Annotated in this window: 17 protein-coding genes and 1 tRNA gene; 13 read left to right on the plus strand and 5 right to left on the minus strand. The window is 67.9% G+C overall.

Going from position 1 to position 13,669, the window contains the following annotated elements; all coding sequences use genetic code 11:
- Positions 1-24: 24 nt before the first annotated feature.
- From gspI to ACVCL3_RS04410, 4 genes are all read right to left on the minus strand, one after another.
- Positions 25-420: a type II secretion system minor pseudopilin GspI gene (gene gspI / locus ACVCL3_RS04395; protein WP_447100536.1), complete on the minus strand. Its 396-nt coding sequence runs from the start codon at positions 418-420 to the stop codon at positions 25-27.
- Positions 398-919, minus strand: coding sequence for a GspH/FimT family pseudopilin (locus tag ACVCL3_RS04400; protein ID WP_447100537.1), 522 nt, complete (start codon positions 917-919; stop codon positions 398-400). Before ACVCL3_RS04400 ends, gspI begins: the two co-directional genes overlap by 23 nt.
- Before the next feature lie 14 nt (positions 920-933).
- Positions 934-1,368 carry a type II secretion system major pseudopilin GspG gene (gene gspG, locus ACVCL3_RS04405; protein WP_447100538.1) on the minus strand — a complete coding sequence of 145 codons (435 nt, stop codon included), beginning with the start codon at positions 1,366-1,368 and terminating at the stop codon, positions 934-936.
- 268 nt (positions 1,369-1,636) lie between these two features.
- Positions 1,637-1,876: a hypothetical protein gene (locus ACVCL3_RS04410; protein WP_395117902.1), complete on the minus strand. Its 240-nt coding sequence runs from the start codon at positions 1,874-1,876 to the stop codon at positions 1,637-1,639.
- On the opposite strand from ACVCL3_RS04410, the gene ACVCL3_RS04415 reads away from it, so the two are divergent.
- Complete coding sequence (locus ACVCL3_RS04415) at positions 1,875-3,461, plus strand: Ig-like domain-containing protein (RefSeq protein ID WP_447100539.1); 1,587 nt, start codon at positions 1,875-1,877, stop codon at positions 3,459-3,461. The genes ACVCL3_RS04410 and ACVCL3_RS04415 overlap by 2 nt on opposite strands.
- Before the next feature lie 267 nt (positions 3,462-3,728).
- Here the strand turns inward: ACVCL3_RS04415 and ACVCL3_RS04420 are convergent, their stop codons facing one another.
- Complete coding sequence (locus ACVCL3_RS04420; protein WP_447100540.1) at positions 3,729-4,679, minus strand: RNA polymerase sigma factor; 951 nt, start codon at positions 4,677-4,679, stop codon at positions 3,729-3,731.
- Between the two features lie 36 nt (positions 4,680-4,715).
- Between ACVCL3_RS04420 and ccmA the strand changes: the two genes are divergently transcribed.
- From ccmA to ACVCL3_RS04480, 12 genes are all read left to right on the plus strand, one after another.
- On the plus strand, positions 4,716-5,351 hold the full coding sequence (gene ccmA, locus ACVCL3_RS04425) for a cytochrome c biogenesis heme-transporting ATPase CcmA (protein ID WP_447099141.1): 636 nt from the start codon (positions 4,716-4,718) through the stop codon (positions 5,349-5,351).
- Between the two features lie 81 nt (positions 5,352-5,432).
- Positions 5,433-6,119, plus strand: a complete 687-nt coding sequence (gene ccmB, locus ACVCL3_RS04430; protein WP_447099142.1) for a heme exporter protein CcmB — start codon at positions 5,433-5,435, stop codon at positions 6,117-6,119.
- A complete protein-coding gene (locus tag ACVCL3_RS04435) occupies positions 6,119-6,877 on the plus strand; it encodes a heme ABC transporter permease (RefSeq protein ID WP_395117892.1) in 759 nt (252 codons plus the stop codon). Before ccmB ends, ACVCL3_RS04435 begins: the two co-directional genes overlap by 1 nt.
- Positions 6,874-7,110, plus strand: coding sequence for a heme exporter protein CcmD (ccmD, locus tag ACVCL3_RS04440; RefSeq protein WP_395117890.1), 237 nt, complete (start codon positions 6,874-6,876; stop codon positions 7,108-7,110). The genes ACVCL3_RS04435 and ccmD overlap by 4 nt, the downstream gene beginning before the upstream one ends.
- A gap of 22 nt (positions 7,111-7,132) precedes the next feature.
- Positions 7,133-7,585 carry a cytochrome c maturation protein CcmE gene (gene ccmE, locus ACVCL3_RS04445; RefSeq protein WP_447099466.1) on the plus strand — a complete coding sequence of 151 codons (453 nt, stop codon included), beginning with the start codon at positions 7,133-7,135 and terminating at the stop codon, positions 7,583-7,585.
- A 125-nt stretch (positions 7,586-7,710) separates the two neighbouring features.
- Complete coding sequence (locus ACVCL3_RS04450) at positions 7,711-9,684, plus strand: heme lyase CcmF/NrfE family subunit (RefSeq protein ID WP_447099144.1); 1,974 nt, start codon at positions 7,711-7,713, stop codon at positions 9,682-9,684.
- Positions 9,681-10,223 carry a DsbE family thiol:disulfide interchange protein gene (locus ACVCL3_RS04455; RefSeq protein WP_447099145.1) on the plus strand — a complete coding sequence of 181 codons (543 nt, stop codon included), beginning with the start codon at positions 9,681-9,683 and terminating at the stop codon, positions 10,221-10,223. Before ACVCL3_RS04450 ends, ACVCL3_RS04455 begins: the two co-directional genes overlap by 4 nt.
- Before the next feature lie 56 nt (positions 10,224-10,279).
- Positions 10,280-10,705, plus strand: a complete 426-nt coding sequence (locus ACVCL3_RS04460; RefSeq protein WP_395121372.1) for a cytochrome c-type biogenesis protein — start codon at positions 10,280-10,282, stop codon at positions 10,703-10,705.
- The gene (locus ACVCL3_RS04465; protein WP_447100541.1) at positions 10,702-11,754 is read left to right on the plus strand and encodes a tetratricopeptide repeat protein; all 1,053 of its coding nucleotides are present in this window, start codon (positions 10,702-10,704) and stop codon (positions 11,752-11,754) included. Before ACVCL3_RS04460 ends, ACVCL3_RS04465 begins: the two co-directional genes overlap by 4 nt.
- A 2-nt stretch (positions 11,755-11,756) precedes the next feature.
- A complete protein-coding gene (metX, locus tag ACVCL3_RS04470) occupies positions 11,757-12,881 on the plus strand; it encodes a homoserine O-acetyltransferase MetX (protein ID WP_447100542.1) in 1,125 nt (374 codons plus the stop codon).
- A 33-nt stretch (positions 12,882-12,914) separates the two neighbouring features.
- Entirely contained in the window at positions 12,915-13,496 is a 582-nt protein-coding gene (locus ACVCL3_RS04475; RefSeq protein ID WP_395117880.1) for a cysteine dioxygenase family protein, read from the plus strand.
- Positions 13,497-13,523: 27 nt separating this feature from the next.
- Positions 13,524-13,609: transfer RNA gene (locus tag ACVCL3_RS04480), tRNA-Leu, on the plus strand.
- Positions 13,610-13,669 lie beyond the last annotated feature (60 nt).

Genomic DNA, 13,669 nt, shown 5'->3' on the forward strand with positions numbered 1-13,669 from the left:
GGGCAGCGCGAAACCGGTGGGCGTTCATCGGCCGCTCTCCGAGGGATCCACGACAAAACCCGTGGAATGCGCAAGGAAGTGCGCTGGCTGCGCCGGCACGAAGACGAAGACGTCGACGCGATGGAATGCCGCATTCGGCGTAGCGGATACTTCCTCGCGCCAGCCGAGTTCAAGATTGCCCTGGCGCCGCACACCGGTTCGCACGCCGACCGGCAACCAGTCGCCGCGTGCACGATGCTCGGCGAGGCGATCGGCCGCGACCCACTCGGCCAGCAGTCGCCCACGCAGTTCGTCGGCATGGCTGACGCCCTGCGTGGCCACGCGCAGCGCGGCAAGCAGCGACACCGCGACGATCGTCATGGCGACCAGCACTTCGACCAGCGTGAATCCCGGCGCGTCATTGCGCTGCCATGTCGCCATAGGTCTTCCCCTGCCCGGGTGCGATGCGCAAGTCGCCGACCGGAGAGGCCGCGATGCCGTAATGGTCGGTACCGAGCGCCAGGTCCATCGAAAACGCCGACATCGAGCCGTCGGACGGAAACTGCAGACGCATGGTCGCCTGCGCCGCGGCGGCTTCGTTGCGCAGCTGCGATATCAGCATGCCGTGCGGCAGGCTGCGCGCACGCAACACATCGTCGTCACGGATCTCGGACCACCCGTCATCGCCACCCTGGCGCCAGAAGCGGTAGTGGCTGCCGTCGGACGTCCACACGATGGCGGCGCCGGAGATGCGCGCTTCCTGGGCGGCAAGCTCCAGCAGCTGCGCGAGTCGCTCGGCCTCGACCCGCAACAGGTCGCGATCGCCCGGTTGCATCCGTGCCCCGATGGTTCCCGCCAGGATGCCCATGATCAGCACCACGACCAGCATCTCCAGCAGCGTGAAGCCGCGTTTGCCCTGGCGGACGATCGCTTCATGCACGGCACGGGTTTCCGTCACAGCGTCCACGAACCGATGTCGGCATCGTTGCCCTCGCCGCCGGGTGCACCGTCGGCCCCCAAACCGTAGACATCCACCTCCCCGTGCAGGCCCGGGTTCAGGTACTGGTAGGGATGGCCCCAGGGGTCCTTCGGCAGACGCCCGACGTACCCCTCGGGCTTCCAGTTCGACGGGATCGGGCCGGAGTCCGGCCGGGACACCAGCGCCTGCAGTCCCTGTTCGGTGGTCGGGTAGCGCCGGTTGTCCAGACGGTAGAGCTGCAGGGCCTGCATCAGGCTGGCGATGTCCTGCCGCGATGCGGTCACGCGCGCCTCGTCCGGCCGGCTCATCACCTTCGGCACGACCAGCGCAGCGAGGATGCCGAGGATCACCACGACCACCATCAGTTCAAGCAGGGTGAAACCGCGTTGGGACGAAACACGTATCGGCATGGTGGCGCCACCTCGGATGTGCAGAGAGCTTGCGGCTCGGATGTCCGGCCGCACTGCGCGTGCGCACGGCGGCAAGGCAAGACGGCTCCAGCACAGGCGCGACGCGTTCGGCGGGCACATCGGCCCGAAGATGCACTGAAGTCTCCGTTGTGATGCAAGCAGCGGCCCGCAGGTTCCGCATGACGCGCATGCGCATCGTCGGTGCGGCAGGCAAACCCGTTCGCCGATCGCAATGCCTCTTTCGTCGTCCCGTGCGTCGACGGGAACCTTATTCGTGCCGCTGCGTCGGTTGGTGAGCGGGGACTGGTTCCCCGGCGTCGACGCGATGCAATGCGGGTACCGCGCAGCGATGGATCTGCGCGGATTCGTCGATACGCAGAGACAGTTCCATGGTGCCGGCCGATGCGGTCGGCATGGGTTGCTGCGGCCGCTGGAAACCGCTACGCGGAGTGTTTTTGTCCTGACTGGGTGCATCCAATGAAGAGGGAATGCAGATGAGCAGATTCATGCACAAGAAATGGTTGCCGACGGCGCTGCCTGTCGCACTTGTCGTCGGCCTCACCGGATGCGGCGGCTCCAGTCCCCACGGCCAGGCGGCCACGCCGCCTCCGGTCCCGGCCCCGACCGTGGTGTCCACCACCCCGGCCAATGCCGCGACGGGCGTGCTGAATACGGCGGAAGTCAGCGCCACGTTCGACCAGGCGATCGACCCGGCGACGCTGAAGAACGCCACCTTCAACGTGAACTGCCCGGCCGGCGCGGCTGCCTTCGGGTCCGTCACCTACGATGCGGCGACGAGGAAAGCCACGTTCGTGCGCATCACCGAATCGCCGACCAACCCGCCGCAGTCCGAGGTGGCCGAACCCATGGCGGCGAACGTCACCTGCACCGCGACCATCACGACCGGCGTCAAGGGCACCAACGGCGCCGCGTTGGCGACGAATTACGTGTGGACATTCTCGACCGTGACCGACACGGCGTTCCTGGACCAGGGCAAGCAGATCTTCCGCTTCGACACGTTCGGCGACGAGACGACGTGGACCGACACACTGCACATGAACGATGTCATCGCTGCAGCCGTCGATCCGAAGACGGCGTTGGCCGTCGGCCTGAAAGTGGACGCGGAGGCGCTTCCTTCGTCCGTCGTGGCAGGCATCCAGGACGGCAGCATCAGCCTGACCAGTCCCGACACCACGCTTGCGCTGATCAGCCTCGATGCGGTGGTGGGCATCAAGGGCACCGTGGAAACCGTCAACGGCAAGAGCACGCTGACCCGCGTCGGAATCACCTGTGCGTTGTGCCATTCCACGGTCGACAACTCGTTTGCGCCGGGTATCGGCAAGCGCCTGGATGGCTGGCCCAATCGCGACCTCAATCCCGGGCTGATCATCTCGCTGTCGCCGGCGCTGACCCAGGCGCAAAAGGCCGTCTACAGTTCGTGGGGGCCGGGCATGTACGACCCCCGCTACAACATCGATGGCATCAACGGTCCGCAGGTGATCTCGCCGGCCTTCGGCCTGCAGGGCATCCACAAGATCATCGCGACCGGCGATGGCGACGATCTGGCTTACTGGAACCGGTATGTCGCCGTCACGCAGATGGGCGGGCACGGCAACTTCACCGATGCGCGCGTCGGCACGGGCATCAACATCACCAACGGTACCGACGACCTGGTCACCGCCAAGCTGCCCGCGCTGCAGGCATATCAGCTGTCGATCGCGGCGCCACCCGCACCGGCCGGCAGCTTCGACGCCGCGGCCGCAGCGCGCGGCAAGGTCCTTTTCGAGGGCAAGGCAGGATGCATCACCTGCCACAGCGGCCCCGAGTTCACCGACGCCAACGAACGCCTGCACCCGGCAAGCGACGTGGCAAGCGAACCCGAGGCCCCCGGAGTGCCGAGCTACGCATCGCGCACGGCGACCAAGCAGTACCGCACGGCACCGCTGAAGGGTGTCTGGCAGCATCCACCGTACTTCCACAACGGCTCGGCGGCCACGCTCGACGACGTCGTGGCGAAATACAACGCGAAGCAGGCGCTCGGCCTGAGCAGCGCGGAGGTAGCCGACGTCGCGCAGTACGTGAAGTCGCTGTAGCTCGTGCGGGAGCGCCCGACCGGACGAATGCGACACGATCCGCAGGGCGCGACCCGGCAGTTCAAGCCGGCTCCGCGGCGCGGTTTGGCCAGATACCCGAGGACATCCCCCGACGCCGCCGGGGGATGCCCGCTTCAGGCAATCCCGATCGCCATTCGGGCAAGGCAAGCCGGCGGTGACCCGTCGGCGCCCTGCACCGGCGTGATGCCGATGGCGGATCGCACCGACATCTGGCGACCAAGCAACGGCAACCGGGCCACGGGGGAGCTAATCGCCCTCGCCGGAAGCTGGTTCCGCCGAGAGCCACGCCATCACGACGGCGGTCATGCACGCGCAGCGCACGCCGAGAAACGGAAAACTGTCGGCCAGCATGTTGCCGAGCGTGGTGCCCAGCGACTTGCGCAGCAGCCGGCGCGCGCGGTGCAGCCGGGTCTTCACGGTCTGCGGCTTGATGGCCAGTCGAGCAGCGGTTTCCTCGACGCTGCACGCTTCGATCTCGCGCAACCTGAAGACGGTGCGATAGGGCTCGGGCAGCTCGTCGATCGCATCCCGCAGCAGGAGACGGATCTCTGCGCGGGCAGCGAACGATACCGGATCGCCACCATGGCGCCCAAGCCCGGATCGGCTGACCCAGAAAGGATCCGGCGACGACATGTCGACGTGCTCAAGCCCGACCGTCGCGCGCCGCCTGCGCAAGCGGCTGCGCGCCTCGTTGAGCAGGATGCTGATCAGCCAGGTTCGCAGGGGCGCATCGCCGCGGAACGTGTCGAATTTGTCATAGGCCCTGGTGAAAGCTTCCTGCACGATGTCCTCGGCTTCGGTCTCCTCCTTGAGCACGCCGCGCGCGATCCGGTACAAGTGCGGGCCGAAGCGCTGCATGATGTACCGGAACGCTTCATGGTCGCCATGCGTCACAAGCAGGACCAGCGCGGCGTCGTTCAGCGCGGCGTAGTCGATCCGCGTGACATCCGCGGACGAAGATGAGGACCCTTGCATGGCTATTTGGATGCAGATGCGGCTTGCGGGTTCCGGCATCGACCGGCGGCCGGCATGGGCGCTCACGAACGCGGGCCGCTGCCTGCCCGGCACGATCCGGCTACCGGCGTGCCCGACGCTCCGGGCCGCCGGGCCGGGCAGCACATGCGCCGGCATGACCCGGGGTACGGCCCGGTGTACGCGCGCCTGCGGCACTCGCGCGACAGCGGCAGTGCGCCGCATGGACAAGCGCCATCGCCATTGCGGACAATCACGGAGATGACCGCCACGCCCGCCGCCGCGCCCCTGCTCGAAGCACGGGGCTTGAGTTTTCGTCGCCAGGACGAACCGGTGTTCGCACCGCTGGATTTCCGGTTGCACGCGGGCGAGCTGGCCCTGATCGAGGGCGACAACGGCAGCGGCAAGACCACCTTGCTGCGCATGCTGGCCGGCCTGCTGCATGTCGGCGAAGGGGAACTGCGCTGGCGCGGCGCGCCGCTGCAGCGCGACGCCACCGCCGGCGACATCCTGTTCCTCGGCCACCAGCTGGGATTGAAGGCGGACTTCAGCCCGCGCGAGAACCTGCGCGTGGCGGCCAGCCTGCATGGCTGCCGCGAGGGCGCCAACGCTGCCTCCGTGCTGGCCCGGATCGGCCTGCGCGGCTACGAGGACGAGCCGGTGCGGCGCTTGTCCGCCGGCCAGAAGAAGCGCGCCGCGCTGGCGCGCCTGCTGCTGCTGCCGGCCACGCTGTGGCTGCTCGACGAGCCCTACGCCAACCTCGACCGCATCGGCATCGCGCTGGTCAACGAGTTGCTGGAAGGCCACACCGACGCCGGTGGCGCGGCGATGGTCACCAGCCACGGCACCGTGAGTTTCCACGGCGGCGAACCGCGACGGATTCGCATGCATGATTGAGGCCGGGAACCCCATGCGTGAACTCGCTCCCCTGCGAGCGAAGGAAATCCCTTTGGGACAAGCAGAGGGAGGAGCACGACGATGAACCGGCCGGGCCTCGGCACCGCCTGCGCCGCGATGCTGCGGCGCGACCTCGCGCTCGCCTGGCGTCGCCGCGGCGACATCGCCATGCCGGTGCTGTACGCGGTGATCGTGGCCACGCTGTTTCCGTTCGCGCTGGGCCCGGAAGACACCCTGCTGCAGCGGATTGCCGGCGGGGTGGTGCTGGTCACCGTGTTGCTGGCGATGCTGCTGGCGCTGGATGCGATGTTCGCCAGCGACATCGAGGACGGTTCGCTGGAACAACTGGTGCTGTCGCCGCAGCCGCTGGCGCTGCTGCTGGGCATGAAGATCCTCGCCCACTGGCTGGCCACCGCGCTGCCGCTGATCGTGATCGCGCCGCTGCTGGCGGCGATGCTGCACCTGCCCGGCGCGGTGATTCCGGTACTGCTGCTGGCGCTGCTGCTGGCCACGCCGCTGCTCAGCCTGCTCGGTGCCGTGCTGGTGGCGCTGACGGCCGGCACGCGGCGCTCTGGTATGCTGCTCGCCTTGATGCTGCTGCCTTTGTGCGTGCCGGCCGTGATCTTCGCCGCCGGCGCGGTGGCTGCCGCCCAACAGGGGCTGCCGTGGCTGGCACCGATCGCCTGGCTGGCTGCCGCCCTGGTGCTCGCCGTGGTGCTGGCGCCGCTGGCCTGCGCGGCCGCCCTTCGCATTGCCCTGGACGCATGATGTCTGACTGGATTCCGCTCTGGTTGCACAAGCTCGGCTCGCCGCCGACGTTCTACCGCTTCGCCGGCGCGCTGCAGCCGTGGGCGATGGCGCTGGCGCTGCTGCTGGGCGCGGTCGCGCTGTACGGCGGCCTGGTGCTGGCGCCGGCCGACTACCAGCAGGGCGACGCCTACCGGATCATCTTCATCCACGTGCCCAGTGCGTGGATGAGCATGTTCATCTACGCGGTGATGGGCGTGGCCTCGTTCGTCGCGCTGGTGTGGCGGATCAAGCTGGCCGAGGTGGTGGCGATGCAATCGGCGCCGATCGGCGCGGCGTTCACCTTCATCACCCTGGTCACCGGCTCGTTGTGGGGCAAGCCGATGTGGGGCACCTGGTGGACCTGGGACGCGCGGCTGACCTCCGAGCTGGTGCTGCTGTTCCTGTATCTCGGCGTCATCGGCCTGTACCACGCGTTCGAGGATCGCCGCCAGGGCGCGCGCGCCGCCGGCTTCCTGGCCATCATCGGCGTCATCAACGTGCCGATCGTGCACTTCTCGGTTAACTGGTGGAACACCTTGCACCAGGGCAGCACGGTCAACGTGTTCGGCCAGTCGAAGATGGCGTGGGACATGCTGTGGCCGCTGCTGACGATGACCCTGGCGACCAAGTTCTACTACGCCGGCAGCCTGTTCCGCCGTGCGCGCACCGACCTGCTGGACATGGAAGGCGGCAAGGACTGGGTACGCAAGATTGCCGAAGACGAGGCCGACCGATGAGCGCGCTGCAGCAATTTTTCGCCGCGGGCGGCGAGGCCGCCGCCTTCTTCAGGATGGGCGGCTACGCCGCCTACGTGTGGCCAGCCTACGCGGTGTTCTTCATCGTGCTCGTTGCGGACAGCCTCGCGCCGGGACTGCGCCGCCACCGCGTGCTGCGGGAACTTCGCGCGCGACTGGCCCGTCAGAGTGCCCGTCAGCAACGTCATTCGCCTCCTTCCACGCCGTCCGCCTGACCGGCACAGACCTGCCATGCCCATGAACCCCACCCGCAAGCGCCGCCTCATCATCGTCTTGCTGATCCTCGCCGCGGCCACGCTAGCCACCGTGCTGGTGGTGGTGGCGCTGCAGAACAACATGAACTACCTGCTCACGCCGAGCCAGGTGCAGTCCGGCCAGGCCAGCGGCTACAAGACCTTTCGCCTCGGCGGCATGGTCAAGGCCGGCTCGATCCAGCGCTCCAGCGATTCGCTCAAGGTCACCTTCACCGTGGTCGACGCCGGCGGCGCGATGCCGGTGGAGTACACCGGCATCCTCCCGGACCTGTTCCGCGACAACCAGTCGGTGATTGCCACCGGCCACATGGCCGGCGCCCGCTTCGTCGCCACCGAAGTGCTGGCCAAGCACGACGAAACCTACATGCCCAAGGAACTGAAGGACGCGATGGCGAAGGCGCATGCCGAGAAGCCGGGAATAGGGAATCGAGAATAGGGAATCGGAAAAGCCGTGCACACCATTCCCTGCTGTCAATTGCTGCACCGAAGCGCGCCGAAACTGCGTGGTGCCTCGCTTTCACCTATTCCCCACTCCCTATTCCCTATTCCCGGCTCAAACCCATGACCCCCGAACTCGGCCAACTTGCACTGATTCTCGCCCTGCTGCTCGCCCTGGCACAGGGCGTCCTGCCGCTGATCGGCGCGTGGCGCGGCAATCGCGCGCTGATGGCGGTGGCGCGGCCGGCGGCGGCGGGCCAGGCGGTGTTCGTGGCGTTCGCCTTCGGCATCCTGGTGTGGGCGTTCCTGCATTTCGATTTCTCGGTGCAGTACGTGGCCGACAACTCCAACCTGGAGCTGCCGTGGTACTACCGCATCGCCGCGGTGTGGGGCGCGCACGAGGGTTCGCTGCTGTTGTGGATCTTCATCCTCAACGTGTGGACGGTGGCGCTGGCCGCGTTCAGTTACAAGCTGCCCGAAGTGTTCGCCTCGCGCGTGCTCGCGGTGATGGGATTGATCGCGGTGGGCTTTCTCGCCTTCATCGTGTTTACCTCCGACCCGTTCGGCCGGCTGCTGCCGATGCCCGGCGACGGCGCGGATCTCAACCCGGTGCTGCAGGACCCCGGCATGGCCTTCCACCCGCCGGTGCTCTACACCGGCTACGTCGGCTTCTCCGTGGCCTTCGCGTTTGCCATCGCCGGCCTGCTCGGCGGCGAGCTGGAACAGGCGTGGGTGCGCTGGGCGCGACCGTGGACCAACGTGGCCTGGGCCTTCCTCACCCTGGGCATCGTCGCCGGCAGCTGGTGGGCGTATGCGGAGCTGGGCTGGGGCGGCTGGTGGTTCTGGGACCCGGTGGAAAACGCCAGCTTCATGCCGTGGCTGGTCGGCGCGGCATTGATCCATGCGCAGGCGGTGACCGAGAAGCGCGGCTCGCTGCGCGCGTGGACGATCCTGCTCTCGATCTTCGCGTTCTCGCTGTCCCTGCTGGGCACCTTCCTGGTGCGCTCGGGCGTGCTGACCTCGGTGCACGCGTTCGCCTCCGATCCGCGCCGCGGCGTGTTCATCCTGATCTTCCTCACCATCGTGGTCGGCGGCTCGCTGTTGCTGTACGCGTTGCGAGCGCCCAAGGTGGCCGGCGGCAAGGCGTTCCAGCTGCTGTCGCGCGAAACCGTGTTGTTGATCGGCAACCTGATGTTCGCGGTGGCTGCGGCGATGGTGTTGCTGGGCACGCTGTTCCCGCTGATCGGCGACGCGCTGAACCTGGGCCGGATCTCGGTCGGCCCGCCGTATTTCGGCTTCCTGTTCCCGCTGCTGATGTTGCCGGTCGTGCTGCTGATGCCGTTCGGGCCGTTCCTGCGCTGGGGCAAGGGCGAATCGCCGCTGCTGAAGCAGATCCTGCTGCGCGTCGGCGTTGCCGCGGCGGCCTGCGCGATCGTGGCGGCGTTCTTCGTCGACGGCAAGCTCAAGGCGATCGTCGGCGTCGCGGCGCTGGTGTGGCTGGGCGTGGGCGTGCTGCTGTATGCCTACAAGCGCTGGCGCGACGTGCCGCGCGGCCGCCGTTATCCGGGCGAGATGGCCGGCATGCTGCTGGCGCATCTTGGCGTGGGGGTGTTCGTCGCCGGCGTGCTGCTGACCGAATCGCTCAGCGTGACCCGCGACGTGCGCATGGCGCCGGGCGAAACGCAGCACATCAGCGGTTACGATTTCCGCTTCGATGGCGTGCACCGCACCACCGGCCCGAACTGGAAAGCCGACCAGGGCGTGATCACGGTGACCCGCGACGACAAGCAGATTGCGGTCATGCACCCGCAGAAGCGCACCTACCCGCGCGGTCAGGTGCAGACTGAGTCGGCGGTCGACGCCGGCGTGTTCCGCGACCTGTACGTGGCGCTGGGCGAGCCGATGGACGCCGGCAACATCGAAGGCGCGTGGGCGCTGCGCCTCTACTACAAGCCATTCGTGCGCTGGATCTGGGGTGGCGGCTTGCTGATGATGCTGGGTGGCTTCGTCTGCGCCGCAGACAAGCGCTTCCGTCTCAAGCGCACGGCTGATGCCACCGCTTCGCTGGACCTGCAGCCACAGGAAACCCGCGCATGAATCGCCTGCTGCCGTTCATCGGTTTCATGCTGCTGGTGGGCCTGTTCGGGTTCGGCATCTGGTGGAACACGCGCCACGATCCGAACGCGATCCCCACGCCGCTGCTGAACAAGCCCGCGCCCGCGTTCAACCTGCCCAAGCTGTACGAGCCGACGCAGACGGTGAGCAAGGCCGACCTGCTCGGCCAGCCCTACCTGCTCAACGTGTTCGCCAGCTGGTGCATCGAGTGCGGCGTGGAACACCCCGTGCTGACCGCCGCAGCGCCGAGCCTTGGGGTGAAGCTGGTCGGCTACAACTACAAGGATGCGCCGGCCGACGCCAAGGCCTGGCTGGCGGCGCACGGCAGCCCATACGCGTTGCTGATCGCCGACGAGTCCGGCCAGACCGCGATCGACTTCGGCGTCTACGGCGCGCCGGAAAGCTTCCTGGTCGACGCGAAGGGCGTGATCCGCTTCAAGCACATCGGGCCGATCACCCCGGACGTGCTGGCGACCAAGGTCAAGCCGGCGATCGCCGCGATGCTGAAGGAGACGCCGTGAAACCGGGCATCGGGAATCGGGCATCGCCAGCCCGCGGGTTGCTGTTCGCGTTCTTCATCGCGCTGCTGACGTGCGCGGGCATCGCCCACGCGCAGGCGATCGAGCCGATGCCGTTCACGGATCACGCGCAGGAACTGCGTTTCCAGCATCTCACCCACCAGCTGCGTTGCCCGATGTGCCAGAACGAGACGCTGGCCGATTCCAATGCGCCGATCGCCCGCGACCTGCGCAACCAGATCTTCAAGCTGATGCAACAAGGCAAGAGCGACGACGAGATCAAGCAGTACCTGGTCGCGCGCTATTCGAATTACATCCTGTACGACCCGCCGCTGAAGCCGGGCACCGTGCTGCTCTGGTTCGGGCCGCTGGCGATTCTGCTGGCCGGCGCCGGCGTGGTGCTGGTGGCGATCCGCAAACGCAGGCGCGAAGGCGTTGACACAAAGACCGTCGGCGACAGCGCCGACAACGGGGAAGATTGGTGAAAATCGCCTTTATCGTGGTGGCCGCGCTGATGGTCGCGCTGGCGCTGGCTGTCCTGCTCGTGCCCCTGGTGCGCGAGGGACGCCGCTCCGGCCGCGCTCGCAGCGTGTTCGTGCTCAGCCTGTGCATCGCCCTGCTGCTGCCGCTGGGTGCCGGCGTGCTCTACCTGAAGGTCGGCACGCCGGCGGCACTCAACGGGGTCTCTGCGCAGGCGCAGACGCCGATCAGCCTGCCGCAGGCGATCGCCCAGCTGCGCGAGCACCTGGCGCAGCAGCCCGACGATCAGCAAGGCTGGATGCTGCTGGCACAGACCAGCGCGATGATGCGCCAGCCAGGCGACGCGCGCGATGCGTGGGACCACGTGCTGAAGCTCGATGCCAACAACGCCGAGGCGATGGTGGGCTGGGCCGAAAGCGATTCGATGCTGCGCGCCGACCACCAGATCGAAGGCCGCGCCCGCGAGCTGCTGCAGCGTGCGGTGAAGCAGCACCCGGACAACCAGCGCGGGCTGTGGCTGCTCGGCATCAGCGACTTCCAGCGCGGCGACTACCGCAACGCTGCCGCCACCTGGCGCCTGCTGCAACCGCAGCTCGAACCCGGCTCCAGCGTGGCGAAGTCCGTCGCCGAACAGATCGCCATCGCCGACGCCCGCGCCGGCGGCGCACCGGCCGGTGCCTCCGGCAGCGCCGCAGCGGCTGTGCCGGCAGGTGCTTCGTTGCGGGTCACCGTCACCCTGGCGCCGTCGCTGCAGGGCAAGCTGGCCAAGGGCGACGTGCTCTATGTCTACGCGCGCGCGCCGGATGGCCCGCCGATGCCGCTGGCGGTGGCCCGGATCGAGCCGGTCAAGCTGCCCGCCACGGTCACTCTCAACGACGCCATGGCGATGACGCCCGCGTTCAAGCTGTCGTCGGTGGCACGGGTTTTCGTCGGCGCGCGGATCAGCCACGACGGCCAGCCCACCGCCGCGCCCGGCGACCTCGAAGGCGATGCCGGCGTGGTCGACGTCGCGCGCAAGACGCCGGTCGCCATCACGATCGACAAGGTGCACTGACCATGGGCGACGCCCGCCGGTATCTCGACCTGCCCTCGCCGTTTCCGATGAAGCGCGGCGGCGAGCTGCACGGCGGGCGTGTCGCCTACGAAACCTGGGGCACGCTGAATGCAGCGCGCGACAACGCAGTGCTGGTGCTCACCGGGTTGTCGCCCAGTGCACACATGACCTCGTGCGATGAAGACCCGTCGCCCGGCTGGTGGCAGGACATGGCCGGCCCCGGCAAGGCGATCGACACGGATCGCTGGTTCGCGATCTGCGTGAACTCGCTGGGCAGCGACAAGGGCTCCACCTGTCCGGCGTCGCTCGACCCTGCCACGGGCGAGCCCTATCGGCTGAGCTTTCCCGAGCTGGCGCTGGAAGACGTGGCCAATGCCGCGCACGCCGTGGTCGCCAGCCTCGGCATCACGCAGCTGGCCTGCCTGATCGGCTGCTCGATGGGCGGCATGAGCGCGCTGGCCTACATGCTGCTGCACCCGGGCAGCGTGCGCGCGCACATCAGCGTGGATACCGCGCCGCAGGCGCAGCCGTTCGCCATCGCGATCCGCTCCCTGCAGCGCGAGGCCATCCGCCTCGACCGGCACTGGAACGAAGGCGTTTACGACGACGCCAACTACCCCGACATCGGCATGAGCATCGCGCGCAAGCTGGGCGTGATCACCTACCGCTCCGCGATGGAATGGAACGGCCGCTTCGCGCGCATCCGGCTCGATCCGGAGCAGCGCGAGGACGAGCCGTTCGGCCGCGAGTTCCAGGTGGAGTCCTATCTCGAAGGCCACGCCAGGCGTTTCGTGCGTACCTTCGATCCGAACTGCTACCTGTACCTGTCGCGCGCCAGCGACTGGTTCGACATCGCCGAGTACGGCCACGGCAGCGTGCACGACGGGCTCAAGCGCATCTGCATCGAACAGGCCATGGTGATCGGCGTGAGCACCGACATCCTGTTTCCGCTGCAGCAGCAGGAGCAGATCGCCGAAGGTCTGCAGGCTGCCGGCGCCAGGGTGGAATTCGTGGCGCTGGATTCGCCCCAGGGCCACGATGCCTTCCTGGTCGACATCGAGCACTACAGCCCCGCCATCGGCGGATTCCTGAACCGCCTGGCGGCCGCGCCATCGCCGCGCTGGTAGACTCTGGCCGCCACTCGCCCATCCGAGACCGCCATGCTCACCCTGGATTTCCCCGGCAGCCGCACCCTGATCGACGCGATCGACGCCGCCGTGGCCAAACCCACCACCCACGAACTCACCGACAGCCTGCGCCAGAGCCTGTGCCGGCTGATCCGCGAGCAGGCAGTGCGCCTGCCCGAATGCGTGTTCGAGGCCAACCCGGAGCACTACGCGCGCCGCGAGCTGTACCGCAGCGAAGACCACGGCTACTGCGTGGTGGCGATGACCTGGGGGCCGGGCCAGGGCACGCCGATCCACGACCACGACGGCATGTGGTGCGTCGAGGGCGTCTGGAACGGCGCGCTGGAGATCGTGCAGTACGAACTGCTGGAACACGATGCGCAACGCTACTGCTTCCAGGCAGTCGGCTCGATCCAGGCCGGCACCGGCTCCGCCGGCAGCCTGATCCCGCCGCACGAATACCACAGCATCCGCAACCCCAGCGACGACGCCGTCACCGTGAGCCTGCACGTCTACTCCGGCCCGATGGTTCGCTGCTCGGTATTCCAGCCACTGCCCGAAGACCGCTGGTACGGCCGCGACGTGCGCCAGCTGGGTCTCGACCGCGTGCACTGAACCCGGCATAATTCCCCGCTCACGCATGCCGGTGTGGCGGAATGGTAGACGCGGCGGACTCAAAATCCGCTTGTGGTGACACAGTGGAGGTTCGAGTCCTCTCACCGGTACCAGGTAGCGAAAAACCCCGCTTCACGCGGGGTTTTTCACGTCTGCAGGGCGCGCACGGGCTG

The sequence above is a fragment of the Rhodanobacter sp. UC4437_H4 genome (genome assembly GCF_052978425.1).